The sequence below is a fragment of the Mycolicibacterium llatzerense genome (genome assembly GCF_000878195.1).
Lineage (GTDB): Bacteria > Actinomycetota > Actinomycetes > Mycobacteriales > Mycobacteriaceae > Mycobacterium > Mycobacterium llatzerense.
In genome coordinates this window covers 70,636-90,549 of sequence record NZ_JXST01000017.1, presented here as the reverse complement: position 1 = coordinate 90,549, position 19,914 = coordinate 70,636, and the positions used below count along the sequence as shown (strand labels likewise).

Sequence of the window (19,914 nt, the reverse complement as noted above, 5' to 3'; positions counted from 1 at the left end):
GTCGGCCTGGAGTAAGGAGTGCCGATGACTCAGGCCACGACCGATGTTTTGGGTGTAGCCCGCGAGCAGGTGCTCGAGCGTGGCGAAGGCCTGAGCCAAGAGCAGGTGCTCGAGGTTCTGCAGCTGCCCGACGACCGGCTGGAGGACCTGCTGGCCCTGGCGCACGACGTGCGCATGAAGTGGTGCGGTCCCGAGGTCGAGGTCGAGGGCATCATCAGCCTCAAGACCGGCGGCTGCCCTGAGGACTGCCACTTCTGTTCGCAGTCGGGCCTGTTCGCCTCGCCGGTGCGTAGCGCCTGGCTGGACGTCCCGAGCCTGGTCGAGGCCGCGAAGCAGACCGCCAAGACCGGTGCGACCGAGTTCTGCATCGTCGCCGCGGTGCGCGGGCCCGACGAGCGCCTGTTGGCGCAGGTCGCCGCCGGCATCGAGGCCATCCGCAATGAGGTCGACATCCAGATCGCGTGCTCGCTCGGCATGCTCGATCAGGAGCAGGTCGACCGGCTCAAGGCCATGGGTGTGCACCGCTACAACCACAACCTGGAGACCTCGAAGTCGTACTTCCCGAACGTCGTCACCACCCACACCTGGGAAGAGCGCTGGAAGACCCTCGAGATGGTTCGCGAGGCCGGCATGGAGGTCTGCTGCGGCGGAATCCTCGGCATGGGCGAGACCCTGGAGCAGCGTGCCGAGTTCGCCGCGAACCTGGCCGAGCTGAACCCGCACGAGGTGCCGCTGAACTTCCTCAACCCGCGTCCGGGTACCCCGTTCGGTGACCTTGAGGTGCTGCCGGCCGCCGACGCGCTGCGCGCCGTCGCAGCGTTCCGTCTGGCCATGCCGCGCACCATGTTGCGCTTCGCCGGTGGTCGCGAGATCACCCTCGGTGATCTGGGCGCCAAGCAGGGCATCCTGGGCGGCATCAACGCCGTCATCGTCGGCAACTACCTGACCACGCTGGGTCGCCCGGCCGAGTCCGATCTGGAACTGCTGGACGATCTGCAGATGCCGATCAAGGCCCTCAACGCCACACTGTGATGACTCGCGAATTGCCCGCACCGGTCAGTGCCGGCAAGTTCAACGTCTACACCGGTGTCGCGGCGGATGCCGTCGACGGCGCCGTCATGCCGACCACGGCCCAGCTCGGCCTGGAGGCGCCCCGGTTCTGTGCCGAATGCGGCCGCCGCATGGTGGTGCAGGTGCGCCCCGACGGTTGGTGGGCGAAGTGCTCGCGGCACGGGGTGGTGGACTCGAAGGACCTGGAGACCCAGCGATGACCGACGGCGGCGACGAGCGCCGGCGCGACGAGCAGAATTTCGCGCAGAGCGCCGAAACCCTTGAGCCGCCGAAGCTTTCGCATCGCGCGGCAGCGCTGCGGGTCGTCGTCGGCCTGACGTTGGCCGGCGCGCTCGGCGGCCTGCTGTGGGCGTTTCTGGCGCCGCCGGTGGACGCCGTCGTCGCGTTGACCAAGAAGGGTCAGCGCATCCACGGGTACTTCGGCGACGAGTCGGACCGGGTGTTCATGGGTGGTGCGCTGGCCGTCGGTCTGCTGACGGTGATCGCCGTGGTGGCGGCGACGCTGGTGTGGCAGTGGCGCGCGCATCGTGGGCCGGTCCTGGCCGGTGCGCTGGCGCTCGGCAATGTGGCTGCCGCAGGGGCGCTCGCGGGTGTCGGTGCGGCCGTTGCCCATTGGCGGTACGGGACTCCCGACATTGCGGGTGCGCCGCTGTCTCCCGAGCATCGGGTGGGCTACCTGGTCGAGGCGCCGCCGGTGTTCTTCGGGCACTCGCCGTGGGTGATCGCGGCGACGCTGTTCTTCCCGGCCGGCATCGCCGCGCTGGTCTATCTGTTCTGCACGCTGGCGACCAAGCGCGACGATCTGGGCGCGTGGCCGCCGGTGGAGTGGGTGCCCGTCCGGCTACCGGTTGCCGCGGCTCCCGCCGCTACCGACGCCCAACCGGAAGTCCCAGCAGAACCTTCGTGCTGACGACGCCCAGCTTGATCAGGCCGAGGTAGGTCGCCGGGTTCAGCAGGGCCGGCCACGAGGTACGCACGGTGGGGCCCAGCGGTTTGCCGTCGAACCGGTCGGCGAGCCAGCTCAGCGTCATCGGCGCAGCCAGCGGGTGCAGGACGATGTGCTCGCTGAGGATGTCTCGGTGGTAGGTGACGTGCGAGCCGCCCATGACGTAGGTGTCGGTCAGCTCGTCGATGTTCCCGACGTTGATGATCTGGTCGTGCACGGCCTGCATCACCAGCAGCGGCGGCGTCGGCGCGGTCTTGCCGAGCTTGATGGCCTCGAAGACGTGCTGCACCTCAGGCGTGTCGAGCACTTCCTGCAGCGGCGACTTCAGCAGGCTGTCCATGTCGAGGCCGGCATGCCGGAAGACCGCCTCGGCGGTGGTCATGTCCTCGATGTTGCGCAGCATGGCCTTACCGGCCTCGGTGGCGTGCTCGTTGATGACGCGGTTCAGGCCCGGGTAGACGTGCATGAGCGCCGCGATGACGGTGGCCGGCAGGCCGGCCTTGGAGGTGCCGTTCAGCTGGCGGAAGACGTTGCCCAGGTTGGCAACCGGCGAGCCGAGGGCCGCGCCGACGACGTTGAGCTCGGGCGCGTAGTTGGCGTATTCCTCTGCGGCCCAGGCGCTGGCGAGGCCGCCGCCGGAGTAGCCCCACAGGCCGATCGGCGCGTCGGCGTACAAGCCGAGGGATTCGGTGTTGATGGCGGCGCGCAGGCCGTCGAGGATGTGGTAGCCGGGTTCGTGCGGGGCGCCCCAGATGCCGTCGGTGCCTTCGTGGTCGGGCACGGACACCGCCCAGCCCTGCGCGAGAACCGCGGCCACGAGCACGTATTCGAGCTGTGCCACGGAGCCGAGGGCCCGGGTGCGGCGGCGCAGCGCGTACGACGGGAAGCAGGCGTCGGAGACGGCGTCGATGGCGCACTGGTAGGAGACGATCGGGCGGCGGGTGTTCGGGTTGTGCCCGACGGGCAGCAGGACGGTGGTGACCGCGGCCTGCGGGGTGCCGTTGAGGTCGGTGCTGCGGTACAGCAGCTGCGTGGCGGTGACGCCCTGGGGGATCACGCCCATGAAGCCGAGCTCGACGTCGCGCGAGCGCAGGACGGTGCCGGGTGCGGTGTGCTCGAAGCCGACGGGCGCGACGTAGAACGCGTCGTCGCTGGGGCGCAGTGGGCGGGTGCCGGACTGGAGTTCCTCGTGGTACGGCTGGCCGATCCACTCGGCGTCGAACGCCCTGGCTGCATTGCCCATGGTCATCGAGAGATCATGTCTTAAGGAACCCTTAAAAACCAATTCTGGCTCGCGAAATGTGGCCGGAAAGTGACCTACGTCACGACCCGTAGGTTAACCAGGTGGGCGTAAGGCGGCGAACTCGTCCGTAACGCGATATGTCGAGTCGGTGAACCGGTACAGCGCGGCTGGGCGGCCGCCGCTGCGTCCGGAGCGGGCCGTGGTGCCGGTCGGGGTGATGACGCCGCGCCGGCCGAGCACGCGCTGCAGATTGGTCGGGTCCACCGGGTGGCCCAGCGTGGCGGCGTAGATGTCCCGCAGCGTGGTCAGGGTGAATTCCTTTGGCGCCAAGGCGAATCCGATGTTGGTATAGGACATTTTGGCCACCAGCCGGGTGTGGGCGTGCGTGATCATCGGGCGGTGGTCGAAGGCCATGGGAGGCAGTGCCGACACGGGGTGCCAGCGCGTGTCGCTCGGGAGTTCGGGTGTTGCGGGGGAGGGCACCAGGCCCAGGAAGGTCGAGGCGATGGTGCGTGGGCCGGGCACGCGTTTGGGCTCGGAGAAGACCGCGAGCTGCTCGAGATGGGTCAGCTGACGCAGATCGACCTTCTCGGCGAGTTGGCGCCGGACCGAACTGATCAGGTCTTCGTCGTGCCGCAGCTGGCCGCCGGGGAGGGACCATGCGCCACGCTGCGGCTCCATGGCGCGCTCCCACAACAGAACACTGAGCTGCGGTTTCTTTCCGTCGAGGAGGCGTACCTGAAACACGACGGCGAGCACTTCATGCGCAGTACCCACATCCGTCACGTTTTCGATTTTAAGTCGAAAACATCGGAGTTCAAAAGCGTCCGCCGGGGCGGTGGGTGGCCCTCGCTGTAACCGGCGCAGGTGCCGCCCAGTAGTTAGACTGACCAGGCGCGATTCCAGCAAACTTCATGGTCGTTACGTGGGGAGAGGGCCGGGGGCCATGCGCAATAGTGGTGTTGACCCGACGGATCCGCTCGGGTGGATGTTGACCTTTGCGGAGTTCGGCACACTGTGTTCGCGACTGAGCGTGAGAAACCACAGGTCCCTTGAACTCGTCGTCGGCACCGGTGCCGCCAACGTGTCGTTGACGAGTTACGGCAAGCGGATTTCGACGGTGTGGCAAACGATTGAGACCATCGGTGCCGGTGCTGTGAAGCCACGCCGCCTGATCCTCTGGCTGGATGACCGCGACGCGTATCTCGATCCGCCGGCAACCTTGAAACGCTTGCAGGCACGCGGGTTGGAAATTCGTCACTGCCGCGACTACGGACCACACAAGAAGTACTTTCCGTACGTCAACGAGATACTGCCGGACGAACCCGACTGCACTCTTGTCACAGCGGACGACGACGTCTACTACCCGCCCACCTGGCTCGCGGAGCTGCTCGCGGCGCATCGGCCCGGCGAGGTCACCGCTTTTCGCGCGCGCATCAGGAGCGATGGCCCGTACGGCACCTGGCCGATGTGCACCACGACCGAAGCATCCGAAACGGTATTCGCGACAGGCGTATCCGGTGTCGCCTACCCTCCGGAACTGCTTGGGGCGCTGCGGGATCGCGGCGAGGCGTTCGTCCACGTATGCCCGCGGGCTGACGATTACTGGCTGCACTACGCCGCCGTATCCAGGGGAATCCCGATCCGCCAGGTGCGTGATGTCGCCGCCCACTTCTGGCCCATCGTGCTGGTTGCCGGCCGGGGCCTTTGGGACGGCAGTGGAACTGCGAACGACGCCATCGCCGTCCAGACGCAACAGACCTGGCAGAACTATCCAGAATCGTCCTGACGCCTCGTAGGTAGCTGAGCCGTTTTCCCGAAGTGCGCCAGATCGACTGCTCGCGGCGCGGCCAGTTCGCGCTGGACGGCTTTCAGGTCCTTTGGGGTCGCGCGCGGTACACCAAGGTGAACTTCTCGTGTGCAGTGCTAGTATGTGGCATGTTTTCGATCATAAGTCGAAAACCTGGCCAGGTTCAAAGGAGACGGCCATGACGGTTCTGGACCGACCGGCGGAGTTCGAAGGTTTCGGCGACGTGGTCGCCGACGCGCAGTGGGCGGACGAGGTGCGCCGCCTGGCGAAAGAACGCAACGCCACGATCCTCGCGCACAACTACCAGCTGCCCGAGATTCAGGACATCGCCGACCACGTGGGCGACTCGCTGGCGCTGTCGCGCATCGCCGCGGACGCCGCGGAGGGCACCATCGTGTTCTGCGGTGTGCACTTCATGGCCGAGACCGCCAAGATCCTGTCACCGGCCAAGACCGTGCTGATTCCGGATCAGCGGGCAGGCTGCTCGCTGGCCGATTCGATCACCGCGGACGACCTGCGGGCCTGGAAGGCCGACTACCCGGACGCGGTCGTGGTGTCCTACGTGAACACCACCGCGGCGGTCAAAGCCCTCACCGACATCTGCTGCACGTCGTCCAACGCTGTCGAGGTGGTCGCCTCGATCCCGGCGGACAAGACCGTGCTGTTCTGCCCCGACCAGTTCCTCGGCGCGCACGTCCGCCGGATGACCGGACGGGACAACCTGCACATCTGGGCCGGGGAATGCCACGTGCACGCCGGCATCAACGGTGACGAACTCGCCGACCAGGCCCGCTCGCACCCCGATGCCGAACTGTTCGTGCACCCCGAATGCGGTTGCGCCACCTCGGCTCTGTACCTGGCCGGCGAGGGTGCCGTGCCGGACGACCGGGTAAAGATCCTGTCGACCGGCGGCATGCTCGACGCCGCCCGGGCGACCACGGCCAAGCAGGTCCTGGTCGCCACCGAGATCGGCATGCTGCACCAGTTGCGCCGTGCCGCACCGGAAACCGAGTTTCTCGCCGTCAACGATCGGGCCTCCTGCCCGTACATGAAGATGATCACGCCGGCCGCGCTGCTGCGCTGCCTGCGGGACGGTGCCGACGAAGTCAACGTCGACGAGGATGTCGCAGCCGCAGCTCGGTTGAGTGTGCAGCGCATGATCGGGATCGGGCAGCCCGGCGGCGGGGAGTAGCGGTGAGCCTCCACGCGGCCCGTCCGCTGGGCGCGTGCGGCGGACGGGGCTACTGGCGCCAACGTGCCGACGTCGTCGTTGTCGGCACGGGTGTGGCCGGCCTGGCGGCCGCCCGTGCCGCTCAGCTGGCCGGTAGCCGGGTCGTGGTCGTCGGCAAGTCCGGCGAGACGGCCACCGCGTACGCCCAGGGCGGCATCGCAGTCGTCATCCCTGACACCGATGACTCGGTGCAGGCGCACGTCGCCGACACCGTCGCGGCCGGTGCTGGTCTGTGTGACATCGAGGCGGTCACCTCGATCGTCGCCGACGGCTATGCCGCGGTGCGCGAATTGGTCGGCGCCGGTGCGGCTTTCGACGAGGTCGGACCGGGGGACTGGGCGCTGACCCGCGAGGGCGGGCACAGCCGCCGCCGCATCATCCACGCCGGCGGCGACGCCACCGGCGCTGAGGTCCAGCGCGCGCTGGCCGCCGCGACGCAGACGCTGGACATCCGGCCCAATCATGTTGCGCTGCAGGTACTGCACCACGACGGAGCGGTCAGCGGGCTGCTGGTCCTGAGCCCGGAAGGACCCGGTGTGCTGACGGCGCCATCGGTCATTCTGGCGACCGGCGGACTGGGCCAGCTGTACACCGCGACGACCAACCCCGACGGATCCACCGGCGACGGTATCGCCCTGGCGCTGCGCGCCGGATTGCCGGTCCGTGACATCGAATTCGTCCAGTTCCACCCCACGATGCTGTACACCGGCGCGGCCGGCGGTCGTTGCCCGCTGATCACCGAAGCGCTGCGTGGCGAAGGCGCGATCCTGCGTGACCGCCGCGGCGACTCGGTGACCGACGGCGTCCATCCGATGGGTGATCTGGCGCCGCGCGACGTGGTGGCCGCCGCCATCGATGCGCGCCTGGCCGCCACCGGCGACGACTACGTCTACCTCGATGCCCGCGGCGTCTCCGATGTCGCCGCCCGGTTCCCGACAGTGACCGCCGCCTGTCTGGCTGCCGGTATCGATCCTGCGCGCCAACCGATTCCGGTGGTACCGGGCGCGCACTACAGCTGCGGCGGCGTGGTCACCGACGTGTACGGGCGCACCGAGATGGCCGGTTTGTACGCCGCCGGCGAGGTGGGCCGCACCGGTATGCACGGCGGTAACCGGCTGGCCTCCAACAGCCTGCTCGAAGGGCTGGTGGTCGGTGGCCGGGCCGGTCGCGCGGCAGCGGAGCGGGCTCGCAGTGCCGGCGGAAACCGGGTGCCTGAACCTGATTTGGGCAAGCGGCCGGCGTTGGATCGCGATGCGCTGCAACGCGGCATGACGCGGTACGCGTCGGTGGTGCGCGATGCGGCCGGCCTGGGGCAGCTGGGCGAGTTGCTCGCCGGCGCCCGTGGCACGGCCATGTCGGATCGCACGGCCGTCGAGGATGCGGCCCTGACCGTGACGGCGTCGGCGGTGGCCGCGGCAGCGGCGGCCCGCGCCGAATCCCGTGGCTGCCACCACCGAAGCGACCGGCCGGACCGCGATCCGGCGTTCGGGGTGTCGATCGATGTGCGGCTGGACGCCGCCGGGCGCGCGCTGGCCGCCCTGCCGATAGGAGTGTGTAACTGATGGCATTGACTACAGCGGAACTGGCAGACGCGCACGCGATCATCGATCGCGCGCTCGATGAGGATCTGCGCTACGGGCCCGACGTCACGTCGGCGGCGACGGTGCCTGCCGACGCCACCACCATTGCATCGATGGTGTCGCGGCAGCCGGGCGTCATCGCGGGCCTGGACATCGCGGTGTTGGTGCTGGACAAGGTGATCGGCGCGGGTGCCTATCAGATCCGGGACCGCGCAGAGGACGGCGCCGAGGTCAAACCCGGCGACGCGGTGCTCACTGTCGAGGCACCGACGCGGGCTCTGCTGACCGCCGAACGCACCATGCTCAACATCGTCTGCCACCTGTCGGGGATCGCCTCGGAGACGGCCCGCTGGGTCCAGGAGGTCGCCGGCACCGACACGGCCATCCGCGACACCCGAAAGACCTTGCCCGGTTTGCGGTTACTGCAGAAGTACGCGGTGCGCGTCGGCGGCGGCGTCAACCACCGGCTGGGGCTCGGCGATGCCGCGCTGATCAAGGACAACCACGTCGCGGCCGCCGGATCGGTGCTCGCAGCCCTACAGGCGGTGCGCAACATGGCGCCGGACCTGCCGTGCGAGGTCGAAGTGGATTCGCTCGAGCAGCTCGACGAAATCCTCGGCGAGAACGTCGAATTGGTGTTGCTGGACAACTTCCCGGTCTGGCAGACGCAGATCGCGGTGCAGCGCCGCGACGCCCGCGCGCCCGGCACCAAGCTCGAGTCGTCGGGCGGGCTGAGCCTGGATTCGGCCGCGGCCTACGCCTCGACCGGCGTTGACTACCTCGCCATCGGCGCCCTGACACATTCGGTACGGGTGCTCGACGTCGGCCTCGATACCTAGCTCGGCCGTTACTATCACGGTCATGGCGGAAGACGAGAAGACCGAAGACAAGACCACCACGCTGAGCAAAGCTGCCAAGGACACCGACACGACGTCGGATTCGGGTTCCATGTCCGTCACGCAGATCATCGCGATTGCGGCCGTGGTCATCGGCCTGATCGCCGGTGCCATCGGCGGCTACGCCCTGTACGCGGTGAAGCATCAGGCCAAGACGTACACCGAGGCCGAGCAGGACACGGCCAAGATCGCGCTCTGCGACGCCATGAAGACCGTCAGCAAGGGCATCGCGATCAACACCAACCTGGCGGTCCCCGGCGGGCCGGATGACACGACGGGCGCGCTGGCCGTCGCGGCCAACGCTCGCCTGGCCCTGATCACCGGTGGCCAGTACCTGTTGAACCGGATCGATCCGGCCGCCCCGGCCGACCTCGCGACGGCGGCGCGCAAGTACGCGAACACGCTGCTGGACATCGGCGCGGCGGCGACGGCCGGCTCCCAGACCGACGACCCGCAGCAGAAGGTGCGCCTGGACGACGCGGGCGCCGACAGCAAGCAGATCAACGACATCTGCAAATAGCGGCTGACAACGAGGGCCACGCTGAATTTCAGCGTGGCCCTCGTTCGTCAGTGCGCGATGTCGGCGACGAACACGCCCTGGCGCTTCCCGACGATCCGCGCGATGCGCGGCAGCGACGGATCGTCGGTGCCTGCGGGCAGGATTCGCGGATTGACCAGGTGCAGATCCTTGCGCGAGACGTGGATGTCGGCTTCGCCGGCGGCCAGCACGTTCTTGACCCAGTTCGTCTTGCCGTGGGCGAGCCCAATCGCCAGCACATCGCCCTTGCGGTACGAGGTGACGATGGTCTCGAACTCCTTGCCCGACTTGCGGCCGCGGTGCTTGATGACCGAGAACCCCGGCAGCTTCTTGGACAACGGGCGCAGCGCCGGATTGATGTACTTGATCTGGAGGTTTTCGAACCAGACCGGGAAGATCATCGGCACGCCGGCGGCGTTGTTGGGGTGTTCCTGACGGCTTGACATTGACGCCTCCGAATTCGACTTGGCTTGCTCTCGGACAATAGTCCGGCGCGGGCACGCGCGACGGTTCTGCCGCACCGAACAGCTAACCCACGGCAACGCGGCGCAGTTCGCGCCGGACGGCTGTCGGAGTGTGCCCCGTCTGCTCACGCAGCGTGCGACAGAAGTGAGCCTGGTCGGCAAATCCCAGAGTGGCCGCGACATCTGCGAGAGTGGCGTCATCGCGGTACAGGTGGTCGAGGGCCCGTCCGACCCGAACCCGATTGCGATACCGCGTCACCGATACCCCGAGTTCGTTGCTGAACGATCGGCTCAGCCGGTACGGAGAGACCCCGAGGGCGGCCGCGAGGGGGAACAGTCCGGCGGCGGCCTCGTCGCCGTGCCGGATCGCTTCACGGGCTCGCGCAACCAATCGGCGCTCGGATGTGTGAGCCGGCGAATCGGACGCGGGGATCGGCCGCGTCGCCGCCGATCGCAGGGCCGCACCCACCAGCAGGACTAGTTGCTCGGCGAGCTGATAGTCCGGGTCGGTTCGGTCATTGCCCAGCAATCGCCGGTGTGCCAGTTCCAGGCGGGCGTCGACATAGACCGCCGCGGACCCGGTCCGTTGCGGCTCGCCGGCCAGCTGCCACCAGCTCTCGCTGCCGAGCTGGACCGACGTGCACTGGTCGCCGCCGTGCGGATGGGCGAAATGCTCGCGCTCCCCAGGCTGACCGAGATAGCCGAGCGTCGGATCGTGTTCGATGGGCCCGCCGGCGCCGCGGCGGTGAAAGCTCCCCGAACGCACCAGCACGACGCGCCCGTCGACCGCGCACTCGGGCTCGGACCACGCCTCATCCCCACCGGTGCAACGCCAGGTCGTGACGCTGAATTCGGGCCGCGCGACCAGTGTCTGGGCGGTCAACATGCCAGGGAGGTTATCGGTAGGGGCCGACACCGTCGGTCAACACCGACAGCCCGCAAGAATGTTCAAGACGTCGACTCGGACGCCCGCCCAGACTGATCCCATGGCATTCATTCACGTTGAGTTCGATGTTGTAGCTGACGGCGCTCAGGTATGGCAGGTGATCGGGGACTGGGAGGCCGGCCCGGTGCGCATGGCCCCCGGCTTCGTGGTGTCCTCCGAACCGGAGGGCGATGTTCGGGTCGTGACGTTCGCCGACGGTTTCGTCGCCCGAGAACGCCTGGTCAGCCGCCATGAAGCCGATTGCCGGATCGCCTACTCGCTGATCGGCGACACCGCGCGCCCCGCGCACGACAACGCGGTGATGCAGGTTGTAGCCATCGGTCCGCAACGCTGCCGATTCCGCTGGTCGCGCGATGTCCTGCCCGACGAAGCCGCGGGTCCGCTGCGGGCCGCGATGGAGCAGGCGGCGCCGATCATCAAGAGTGCGCTGGAGAACTCTGCAGTCGGCTAGGCCGCCACGTCATGGCGGATTTTTATGAACTGGACTGATCAGGGACAATTGACTCGATGGCCGAGTTACAGATGTCCCGTATCGACCTGCGTAACCGTGTGCTGACCGCCGCAGAGTTGCGATCCGTGCTGCCCCGAGGCGGTGTCGACGTGGATTCGGTGCTGCCCAAGGTACGCCCGATCGTCGACGCCGTGGTCGAGCGCGGCGCGGTGGCGGCCCTCGAATACGGCGAGACCTTCGACGGGGTACGGCCGGCCGCGGTGCGCGTCCCCAAGGCGGAGCTGGACGCCGCGCTGACCCGGTTGCCCGCAGACGTGCGGTTGGCGCTGGAGGTCGCGATCGAGCGGACCCGCGCCGTGCACGCCGACCAGCGGCGCACCGACACCACCACGACCCTCGCGCCGGGCGCGACCGTCACCGAACGGTGGGTCCCGGTCGAGCGCGTCGGGCTGTACGTGCCGGGCGGCAACGCCGTCTACCCCTCGAGCGTCGTGATGAACGTCGTGCCGGCCCAGACCGCGGGCGTCGACTCGCTGGTCATTGCCAGCCCGCCGCAGAAGGACCACGGCGGCTTGCCGCACCCGACCATCCTGGCCGCCGCCGCCCTGCTGGGGGTCGACGAGGTGTGGGCCGTCGGCGGTGCCCAGGGCATCGCGCTGCTGGCCTACGGCGGCGTGGACACCACGGGTGACGAGCTGGCGCCGGTCGACATGATCACCGGGCCGGGCAACATCTTCGTCACCGCAGCCAAGCGCATCTGCCGCTCCCAGGTGGGCATCGACGCCGAGGCCGGCCCGACGGAGATCGCCATCCTGGCCGATCACTCGGCCGACGCCGTGCACATCGCCGCTGACCTGATCAGCCAGGCCGAGCACGATGAGATGGCGGCCAGCGTGCTGGTCACCACCAGCGAGAAGCTGGCCGACGCCACCGATGTCGAGGTGGCCGCGCAGGTTGCCGGCACGCTGCACCGCGAGCGGGTGACGGTCGCGCTGAATGGCAAGCAGTCGGCCATCGTGCTCGTCGATGATCTCGACACCGGCGTGCGCGTGGTGAACGCCTACGCCGCCGAGCACCTGGAAATCCAGACCGTCGACGCCGCGGAGGTGGCCGGCCGAATCCGTTCGGCGGGGGCCATTTTCGTCGGTGCCTGGTCGCCGGTGAGCCTCGGTGACTACTGCGCCGGGTCCAACCACGTGCTGCCCACCGCCGGCTGCGCGCGGCACTCCAGCGGCCTGTCGGTACAGACGTTCCTGCGTGGCATCCACGTCGTCGACTACACCGAGGCGGCCCTGAAAGACGTTGCGGGGCACGTGATCACGTTGGCCAATGCCGAGAACCTGCCGGCGCACGGTGAGGCCGTACGCCGGAGGTTTGAGCGGTGACGAGCGCTTGCGCGAAGAACAGAAGGCTCTGATGGGCAAGATTTCCCTGTCCGATCTGCCTCTGCGGGAGAACCTGCGCGGCAAGTCGCCGTACGGTGCGCCGCAGCTGGTGGTTCCCGTGCGGCTCAACACCAATGAGAACCCGCACCCGCCCACCCAGGCGCTGATCGACGACGTCGCCGCATCGGTCGCCGAGGCGGCGGCCGAGTTGCACCGGTACCCGGATCGCGACGCCATGGCGCTGCGCACCGATCTGGCCGCGTACATGCAGGCGCAGACCGGTGTCGCACTGACGGCGGAAAACCTTTGGGCGGCAAATGGTTCCAACGAAATCCTGCAGCAGTTGCTGCAGGCGTTCGGCGGGCCGGGCCGCAGCGCCATCGGTTTCGTGCCGTCGTACTCGATGCACCCGATCATCTCCGACGGCACCCAGACCGAGTGGCTGTCGGCGACGCGAGCCACCGATTTCGGGCTCGACGTCGACGTCGCCGTGGCCGCCATCAGCGCACAGCGGCCGGACGTGGTGTTCGTGACCAGCCCCAACAACCCGACCGGGCAGAGCGTGCCGCTCGACGATCTGCAGCGGTTGCTCGACGTCACACCGGGCGTGCTGATCCTGGACGAGGCATACGGCGAATTCTCGTCGCAGCCCAGCGGTGTCGCGCTGCTGGCCGAGTACCCGGCCAAGCTGATCATCAGCCGCACCATGAGCAAGGCCTTCGCGTTCGCCGGCGGGCGGTTGGGCTACCTGGTGGCCGATCCCGCCGTGATCGACGCGATGCTGCTGGTGCGGTTGCCCTACCACCTGTCGGTGCTGACGCAGGCGGCCGCGCGCGCGGCGCTGCGTCATGCCGATGAGACCCTCAGCAGCGTCGCCACGTTGGCGGCGGAGCGGGACCGGGTAGCTGCGGCGTTGTCCGACTTGGGTTTCCGGGTCATCCCCAGTGACGCCAACTTCATCCTGTTCGGAGAATTCGCCGACGCCGCGGCGACCTGGCAGCGCTACCTCGACGCCGGCGTGCTGATCCGTGACGTCGGGATCCCCGGCTTCCTGCGCACCACCGTCGGGTTGGCCTCGGAGAACGACGCCCTGCTCGAAGTCAGCGCCAAGCTCGCCGCATCGGAACTAGCCCCACAAGGAGTTTCATGACCCGCCGCGCCCGCGTGGAACGCACCACCAAGGAATCCAGCATCGTCGTCGAGGTCGACCTCGACGGCACCGGCCAGGTCGACATCAGCACCGGAGTGCCGTTCTTCGACCACATGCTGACCTCCTTGGGGACGCACGCCAGCTTCGATCTGACCGTGCACGCCAAGGGTGACGTCGAGATCGAGGGCCACCACACCGTCGAGGACACCGCGATCGTCCTGGGGCAGGCGCTCGGTCAGGCCCTGGGCGACAAGAAGGGCATCCGCCGGTTCGGTGACGCCTTCATCCCGATGGACGAGACCCTCGCCCATGCGGCCGTCGATGTTTCGGGCCGTCCGTACTTCGTGCACACCGGTGAGCCGGAGTCCATGGTGTCCTTCACCATCGCCGGCTCCTCGGTGCCGTACCACACCGTCATCAACCGGCACGTCTTCGAGTCACTGGCCTTCAACGCGAAGATCGCGCTGCACGTGCGGACGCTGTACGGCCGCGACCCGCACCACATCACCGAGGCGCAGTACAAGGCTGTCGCCCGCGCGCTGCGCCAGGCCGTCGAGCCCGATCCGCGGGTGGCCGGCGTGCCGTCGACCAAAGGCACTCTGTGACAAAGAAACTTGTTGTTCTGGACTACGGTTCGGGCAATCTTCGGTCCGCGCAGCGCGCGCTCGAGCGAGTGGGTGCTGACGTCGAGGTGACCGCTGACGCTGCGGCTGCCGCCGCCGCGGACGGTCTGGTGGTGCCCGGGGTCGGCGCCTACGAGGCCTGCATGACGGGCCTGCGGTCGATCGGCGGGGAGCAGATCATCGCCGACCGTCTGGCCGCGGGGCACCCCGTGCTGGGCGTCTGCGTGGGCATGCAGATCCTGTTCTCGAAGGGCGTGGAGTTCGGCGTGCAGACCGAGGGCTGCGGGCAGTGGCCCGGCGAGGTCACCCGGCTCGACGCGCCGGTGATCCCGCACATGGGCTGGAACACCGTCGACGCCGCCGCCGACAGCACCCTGTTCAAGGGGCTCGACGCCGACACCCGGTTCTATTTCGTGCATTCGTACGCCGCCCAGCAGTGGGGCGGCCACGCCGACGCGAAGGTCACCTGGGCCACGCATCACGTGCCGTTCATCGCCGCCGTCGAAGACGGCGCGTTGGCGGCGACACAGTTTCATCCGGAGAAGAGCGGCGACGCAGGTGCGACGCTGTTGGCGAATTGGGTTGAGGGGCTATGAGTTTGATTTTGTTGCCGGCCGTTGACGTGGTCGACGGCAAGGCGGTGCGGCTGGTGCAGGGCAAGGCCGGCAGCGAGACCGACTACGGTTCGGCGCTCGAGGCGGCGCAGACCTGGCAGCGCGACGGCGCCGAGTGGGTGCACCTGGTGGACCTGGATGCCGCGTTCGGCCGGGGCAGCAACCGGGAGCTGCTGGCTGAGGTGGTCGGCAAACTCGATGTGGCCGTGGAGCTTTCCGGCGGCATCCGCGACGATGCCTCGCTCAAGGCGGCCATGGACACCGGCTGCGCCCGCGTGAACATCGGCACCGCCGCGCTGGAGAGCCCGGAGTGGTGCAAGCGCGCCATCGGCGAGTACGGCGACCGCGTGGCGGTCGGTCTGGACGTGCAGTTCGAGAACGGCAGCTGGCGCCTGCGCGGCCGTGGCTGGGAGACCGACGGCGGCGACCTGTGGGAGGTGCTGGAACGCCTTGATAGCGAAGGCTGTTCGCGCTACGTCGTCACCGACGTCACCAAGGACGGCACGCTGACCGGCCCGAACCTGGACCTGCTGAGCACTGTGGCCGGCCGCACCGAGGCACCGATCATCGCGTCGGGCGGGGTGTCGAGCCTGGACGACCTGCGGGCCATCGCCACGCTGACCGGGCAGGGCGTCGAGGGTGCCATCGTCGGAAAAGCCTTGTACGCCGAGCGGTTCACGCTGCCCGAGGCGCTGGCCGCGGTGAAGTGATCGAACCGGCGAAGTTGGCAGAGCTGGTCGCGACCGCGACCGGCGTGCTCGATGATGCTGTCGCTGCGTTCATCGCGGGCCATCAGGCGGACGCGGCGGTGCGCAAGAAGGGCAACGACTTCGCCACCGAGATCGACCTTGCCATCGAGCGCCAGGTTGTCGCGGCACTGACGTCGGCGACCGGGATCGGTGTGCACGGTGAGGAATTCGGTGGCGAGCCCATCGATTCCGAACTGGTGTGGGTGCTCGACCCGATCGACGGCACGTTCAACTACGCGGCCGGTTCGCCCATGGCGGCGATCCTGCTCGGCCTGCTGTGGCGGGGCACTCCCGTCGCCGGCCTGACCTGGCTGCCCTTCATGGGCCAGCGGTACGTCGCGACCGCCGATGGCCCGGTCCGCGACGGGGAGTTGGTGTTGCCGCCGTTGGCGCCGAGCACGCTGGCCGACTCGATCATCGGTATCCAGACCTTCAACATCGATTCGAAGGGCCGGTTCCCGGGGCGGTGGCGCAACGCGGTCCTGTCGAGCCTGACGCGGGAATGCTCACGGGTGCGGATGCATGGCGCCACCGGCCTTGACCTGGCCTACGTCGGCGCCGGCATCCTCGGCGGCGCAATCAGTTTCGGTCACCACATCTGGGACCACGCCGCGGGCGTGGCGTTGGTGCGGGCCGCGGGTGGCATCGTCACCGACCTCGCCGGTGAGCCCTGGACGGTGGAGTCGAAGTCGGCACTGGCCGCAGCTCCCGGCGTGCACGAGAGGATGCTGGAGATCGTGAAATCCGTTGGTGTGCCGGAGGATTACCTGTGAGTCTCGCAACCCGTGTCATCCCATGCCTGGACGTCGACGGCGGCCGCGTGGTCAAGGGCGTCAACTTCGAGAACCTCAGGGACGCCGGTGATCCCGTCGAATTGGCCGCCGCGTACGACGCAGAGGGCGCCGACGAGCTGACGTTCCTGGACGTCACCGCGTCGTCGTCGGGCCGCTCGACCATGCTCGAGGTGGTGCGCCGCACCGCCGAGCAGGTGTTCATCCCGCTGACTGTCGGCGGGGGCGTCCGCTCGGTCGAGGATGTCGATACCCTGCTGCGGGCCGGCGCCGACAAGGTCTCGGTCAACACCGCGGCCATCGCCCGGCCGGAACTGCTGTCGGAGTTGTCGCGGCAGTTCGGCTCGCAATGCATCGTGCTGTCGGTCGACGCGCGGACCGTGCCGGCAGACTCCGACCCGACACCGTCGGGCTGGGAGGTGACGACCCACGGCGGTCGTCGCGGTACCGGCATCGACGCCGTCGAATGGGCAACGCGCGGAGCCGAACTCGGGGTCGGCGAGATTCTGCTGAACTCGATGGACGCCGACGGCACCAAGGCCGGGTTCGACCTGGCGATGCTGCGGGCAGTGCGGGCCGCCGTGACTGTGCCGGTGATCGCCAGTGGGGGAGCCGGCGCCGTCGACCACTTCGCGCCTGCGGTGCAGGCCGGCGCCGATGCGGTGCTGGCGGCCAGTGTGTTCCACTTCCGTGAGCTGACCATCGGGCAGGTGAAGGCGGCGATGGCGGCCGAGGGGATCACGGTGCGATGAGCCTCGATCCTGGAATCGCCGCACGCATCAAGCGCAACGACGCCGGTCTGTTCACCGCCGTGGTGCAGCAGCGCGGCACCGGCGACGTCCTGATGGTCGCCTGGATGGACGACGCCGCGCTGGCCCGCACCTTGGAAACCCGTGAGGCGACGTACTTTTCCCGTTCACGCGGCGAACAGTGGGTCAAGGGCCTGACGTCGGGACACACCCAGTACGTGCACTCGGTACGCCTGGACTGCGACGGCGACGCCGTGCTCCTGGAAGTCGACCAGGTGGGCGGCGCCTGCCACACCGGCGACCACAGCTGCTTCGACGCCGACCAGCTGCTCGCCCCCGAGTCCTAACCAGGGACGGGCAGGTGCTGCTCGACCAGTGCCCGCCCCGCCGCCCGCAACGCGTCGTCGACATCGACCCCGAGCACCCGCAGCGCCGCATCGGCGATGGCCTCGGCCACTTCCTCACCGGCGATGCCCGGGTCGTCGACGCGCTGCGCGATGACCGTCTCGGTCAGGCGCACCGGGAGGCCGCAGCGGAACTCGTCGCGGCCACCGACGACGTCGACTGCCAGCTCGCGGTACACGGCGTGCAGCTCGCGGCGCCGGTCATGGAAGCCCTCGATACCGTCGACCTCCGGCAGTAGATAGAGCCGGCCCAAGTTCCACGGCACGGACAACAGGCTGGCCGCGTCGCCGGCCGTCACCGCCCACAGCGCGACCCGCGGGTCGTCCACGGACCGGGTCACCCGCCGTGCGAACTCCAGCGACGGCACCACCGTCGCATCGAGCAGCGCCTCGAGAATTGCTTCCTTGTTGGGGAAGTGGTGGTACAGCGAGGCCTGACGGATGCCGACGGCCTCGGCGATCGAACGCGTCGAGGTCACGGTAAAGCCCTTGGTCACGAACAGTTCTCCGGCGGCATCGAGGATCTGCTCGACGGCGGTGCTGCCGGGGCGTAAGGCGTCGCGGTGGCGGGGGCGGCCCGGGCGGCTCATGCCACTACTGTGCCACCCGCGCATCGTCGGCTCCCGTGAAACCCAACTGTTACACCGCGACCCACATCGGAAACTTCGGTGACCCATCCGTGTCATGGGCACACCTAATTCTGTCAGTTGACAGGTATTGACCTCTGTGGAATCGAGATCGGATGACATTGACCAACACGTCGCCGGCAGATCATGACGATCTCGCCGAGTTCGGCTACGACCAACAGCTGCATCGCTCGCTGGGCAAGTTCGCCTCGTTCGCGGCCGGTTTCTCGTTCGTGTCGATCCTGACCACGATCTTCCAATTATTCGGTCTCGGCTTCAGTTTCGGCGGTCCGGCGTTCTTCTGGACCTGGCCGGCGGTGTTCATCGGGCAGTTCGCCGTGGCCCTGTGCTTCGCCGAACTGGCCGCCCGCTACCCGATCTCGGGGGCCATCTATCAGTGGGCCCGCCGCCTCGGCGGCGAAGTCGTCGGTTGGTTCGGTGGCTGGTTCATGATTCTGGCCCAGATCATCACGGCATCCGCCGCGGCCATCGCGCTGCAGGTGGTGCTGCCGGCGGTGTGGTCGGGATTCCAGATCATCGGCACCGACACCGCCCTCACCTCGCCGGACGGCGCGGCCAATGCGGTGCTGCTGGGTACGGCGCTGCTGCTGGTCACCACCACGATCAACTGCATCGGGGTGCGCTGGATGTCGCGGGTCGCGACGATCGGGGTCTGCTGCGAGATCGTCGGTGTCATCGCGGTCGTCGGAGTGTTCTTCACCCATGCCCAGCGCGGTCCGCAGGTCGTGTTCGACACCGGCGCAACGGGTCCGGGCTATGGCTGGGCCTGGATCGCCTCCGGGCTGATGGCCGCCTACGTGATGGTCGGCTTCGGTTCGGCCGGCGAGCTGGCGGAGGAGACGCGGGATGCGCGCCGTGTGGCGCCGCGCACCATCCGGTCGACACTGACGGTTTCGGCGCTCGGCGGCGGCCTGATGATCATCGGCGCACTGATGGCGGCGCCGAGCCTGACCGACGGTCGCCTCGCGACCGAGGGCCTGCCCTACGTGCTGGGCGCGGTGCTGTCGTCGCCGTGGGGGACGCTGCTCCTCGTCGACGTGGCCATCGCGATCTTCATCTGCACCTTGGCAATTCAGACCGCGGCCACCCGCCTGATGTTCTCGATGGCGCGCGATCAGCGGCTGCCGTTCTCGTCGCTCCTGTCCCGCGTCAACCCGGCAACCGGGACACCCATTCCGCCGGCGATCGTGGTCGGTGTCGCGTGTGTCGGTGTGCTCCTGGTGAACGTCGGCAACTCCGCGATCTTCGCCACGCTCGCCAGCGTCTGCATCATCGCGATCTACATCGCCTACCTGCTGGTGACCGCACCGCTGCTGGCCCACCGGCTGCGGGGAATGCGTTGGGACGCATCGGCCACCGACGCCGGCGGTCGGCCGCTGTTCTCGATGGGACGCTGGGGTCTACCGGTCAACCTCTTCGCGGTCGCCTATGGCGTGGCGATGGTGATCAACCTGGCCTGGCCACGGCCGGAAATCTACGACCCGATGGGCACGATGCCGCTGCTCGTTTGGGCCGGGCCGTTCACCATCGTCGCGATCGTTGCGCTCGGTGCCCTGTGCTTCCCGTACCGCCGGACCCATCCGAACCCCGTCGGAACGCTCTGATGTCCGCCAATCAGCCACTGCC

At 68.4% G+C, this 19,914-nt stretch carries 23 protein-coding genes; 18 read left to right on the top strand and 5 right to left on the bottom strand.

Annotation, left to right across the window (positions count from 1 at the left end; all coding sequences use genetic code 11):
* Positions 1-24 precede the first annotated feature (24 nt).
* Genes bioB through TL10_RS13720 form a run of 3 tightly spaced genes read left to right on the top strand, consistent with a single transcriptional unit; the run spans position 25 to position 1,981 of the window.
* Positions 25-1,032: a biotin synthase BioB gene (gene bioB, locus TL10_RS13730; RefSeq protein WP_043398520.1), complete on the top strand. Its 1,008-nt coding sequence runs from the start codon at positions 25-27 to the stop codon at positions 1,030-1,032.
* Positions 1,032-1,271 (top strand): biotin synthase auxiliary protein BsaP, encoded by a 240-nt coding sequence (bsaP, locus tag TL10_RS13725; protein WP_043398517.1) that lies wholly within the window; start codon positions 1,032-1,034, stop codon positions 1,269-1,271. Before bioB ends, bsaP begins: the two co-directional genes overlap by 1 nt.
* A complete protein-coding gene (locus tag TL10_RS13720; RefSeq protein WP_052506409.1) occupies positions 1,268-1,981 on the top strand; it encodes a DUF2567 domain-containing protein in 714 nt (237 codons plus the stop codon). Before bsaP ends, TL10_RS13720 begins: the two co-directional genes overlap by 4 nt.
* Here TL10_RS13720 and TL10_RS13715 read toward each other — a convergent pair.
* Both TL10_RS13715 and TL10_RS13710 read right to left on the bottom strand, forming a co-directional pair.
* Entirely contained in the window at positions 1,938-3,266 is a 1,329-nt protein-coding gene (locus TL10_RS13715; RefSeq protein WP_043986043.1) for a lipase family protein, read from the bottom strand. The two genes, TL10_RS13720 and TL10_RS13715, sit on opposite strands and share 44 nt — an antisense overlap.
* Before the next feature lie 87 nt (positions 3,267-3,353).
* A complete protein-coding gene (locus TL10_RS13710) occupies positions 3,354-4,046 on the bottom strand; it encodes an NUDIX hydrolase (protein ID WP_043398512.1) in 693 nt (230 codons plus the stop codon).
* 202 nt (positions 4,047-4,248) lie between these two features.
* Here TL10_RS13710 and TL10_RS13705 point away from each other — a divergent pair, with 202 nt between their 5' ends.
* From TL10_RS13705 to TL10_RS13685, 5 genes are all read left to right on the top strand, one after another.
* Complete coding sequence (locus TL10_RS13705) at positions 4,249-5,049, top strand: hypothetical protein (RefSeq protein WP_043986042.1); 801 nt, start codon at positions 4,249-4,251, stop codon at positions 5,047-5,049.
* 199 nt (positions 5,050-5,248) lie between these two features.
* Positions 5,249-6,262 carry a quinolinate synthase NadA gene (gene nadA, locus TL10_RS13700; protein WP_043398507.1) on the top strand — a complete coding sequence of 338 codons (1,014 nt, stop codon included), beginning with the start codon at positions 5,249-5,251 and terminating at the stop codon, positions 6,260-6,262.
* Positions 6,263-6,264: 2 nt separating this feature from the next.
* Complete coding sequence (locus TL10_RS13695) at positions 6,265-7,863, top strand: L-aspartate oxidase (protein WP_043986041.1); 1,599 nt, start codon at positions 6,265-6,267, stop codon at positions 7,861-7,863.
* Complete coding sequence (gene nadC / locus TL10_RS13690; protein WP_043986040.1) at positions 7,863-8,720, top strand: carboxylating nicotinate-nucleotide diphosphorylase; 858 nt, start codon at positions 7,863-7,865, stop codon at positions 8,718-8,720. Before TL10_RS13695 ends, nadC begins: the two co-directional genes overlap by 1 nt.
* Positions 8,721-8,742: 22 nt before the next feature.
* Positions 8,743-9,297, top strand: coding sequence for a hypothetical protein (locus TL10_RS13685; protein WP_051955002.1), 555 nt, complete (start codon positions 8,743-8,745; stop codon positions 9,295-9,297).
* 47 nt (positions 9,298-9,344) lie between these two features.
* On the opposite strand, the gene TL10_RS13680 is transcribed toward TL10_RS13685, so the two are convergent.
* Positions 9,345-9,761, bottom strand: a complete 417-nt coding sequence (locus TL10_RS13680) for a nitroreductase family deazaflavin-dependent oxidoreductase (RefSeq protein WP_043398498.1) — start codon at positions 9,759-9,761, stop codon at positions 9,345-9,347.
* 82 nt (positions 9,762-9,843) lie between these two features.
* Complete coding sequence (locus tag TL10_RS13675; protein ID WP_110789069.1) at positions 9,844-10,665, bottom strand: helix-turn-helix domain-containing protein; 822 nt, start codon at positions 10,663-10,665, stop codon at positions 9,844-9,846.
* Positions 10,666-10,765: 100 nt separating this feature from the next.
* On the opposite strand from TL10_RS13675, the gene TL10_RS13670 reads away from it, so the two are divergent.
* Genes TL10_RS13670 through hisI form a run of 9 tightly spaced genes read left to right on the top strand, consistent with a single transcriptional unit; the run spans position 10,766 to position 17,584 of the window.
* The gene (locus TL10_RS13670; protein ID WP_043398581.1) at positions 10,766-11,176 is read left to right on the top strand and encodes an SRPBCC family protein; all 411 of its coding nucleotides are present in this window, start codon (positions 10,766-10,768) and stop codon (positions 11,174-11,176) included.
* A 56-nt stretch (positions 11,177-11,232) separates the two neighbouring features.
* Entirely contained in the window at positions 11,233-12,561 is a 1,329-nt protein-coding gene (gene hisD, locus TL10_RS13665) for a histidinol dehydrogenase (RefSeq protein WP_043986038.1), read from the top strand.
* A gap of 31 nt (positions 12,562-12,592) precedes the next feature.
* On the top strand, positions 12,593-13,711 hold the full coding sequence (locus tag TL10_RS13660) for a histidinol-phosphate transaminase (protein WP_110789073.1): 1,119 nt from the start codon (positions 12,593-12,595) through the stop codon (positions 13,709-13,711).
* A complete protein-coding gene (gene hisB / locus TL10_RS13655) occupies positions 13,708-14,316 on the top strand; it encodes an imidazoleglycerol-phosphate dehydratase HisB (RefSeq protein WP_043986037.1) in 609 nt (202 codons plus the stop codon). Before TL10_RS13660 ends, hisB begins: the two co-directional genes overlap by 4 nt.
* Positions 14,313-14,930, top strand: a complete 618-nt coding sequence (gene hisH, locus TL10_RS13650) for an imidazole glycerol phosphate synthase subunit HisH (RefSeq protein ID WP_043986036.1) — start codon at positions 14,313-14,315, stop codon at positions 14,928-14,930. The genes hisB and hisH overlap by 4 nt, the downstream gene beginning before the upstream one ends.
* Positions 14,927-15,658: a bifunctional 1-(5-phosphoribosyl)-5-((5-phosphoribosylamino)methylideneamino)imidazole-4-carboxamide isomerase/phosphoribosylanthranilate isomerase PriA gene (gene priA / locus TL10_RS13645; protein WP_043398486.1), complete on the top strand. Its 732-nt coding sequence runs from the start codon at positions 14,927-14,929 to the stop codon at positions 15,656-15,658. The genes hisH and priA overlap by 4 nt, the downstream gene beginning before the upstream one ends.
* A complete protein-coding gene (locus TL10_RS13640; protein WP_234711445.1) occupies positions 15,655-16,470 on the top strand; it encodes an inositol monophosphatase family protein in 816 nt (271 codons plus the stop codon). The genes priA and TL10_RS13640 overlap by 4 nt, the downstream gene beginning before the upstream one ends.
* Complete coding sequence (gene hisF / locus TL10_RS13635) at positions 16,467-17,240, top strand: imidazole glycerol phosphate synthase subunit HisF (protein WP_043398484.1); 774 nt, start codon at positions 16,467-16,469, stop codon at positions 17,238-17,240. The genes TL10_RS13640 and hisF overlap by 4 nt, the downstream gene beginning before the upstream one ends.
* Positions 17,237-17,584, top strand: a complete 348-nt coding sequence (gene hisI, locus TL10_RS13630) for a phosphoribosyl-AMP cyclohydrolase (RefSeq protein ID WP_043398474.1) — start codon at positions 17,237-17,239, stop codon at positions 17,582-17,584. Before hisF ends, hisI begins: the two co-directional genes overlap by 4 nt.
* On the opposite strand, the gene TL10_RS13625 is transcribed toward hisI, so the two are convergent.
* Positions 17,581-18,231 (bottom strand): TetR/AcrR family transcriptional regulator, encoded by a 651-nt coding sequence (locus TL10_RS13625; RefSeq protein ID WP_043986035.1) that lies wholly within the window; start codon positions 18,229-18,231, stop codon positions 17,581-17,583. The genes hisI and TL10_RS13625 overlap by 4 nt on opposite strands.
* Positions 18,232-18,383: 152 nt before the next feature.
* Here TL10_RS13625 and TL10_RS13620 point away from each other — a divergent pair, with 152 nt between their 5' ends.
* Entirely contained in the window at positions 18,384-19,892 is a 1,509-nt protein-coding gene (locus TL10_RS13620; protein ID WP_043986034.1) for an amino acid permease, read from the top strand.
* Positions 19,893-19,914: the final 22 nt, after the last annotated feature.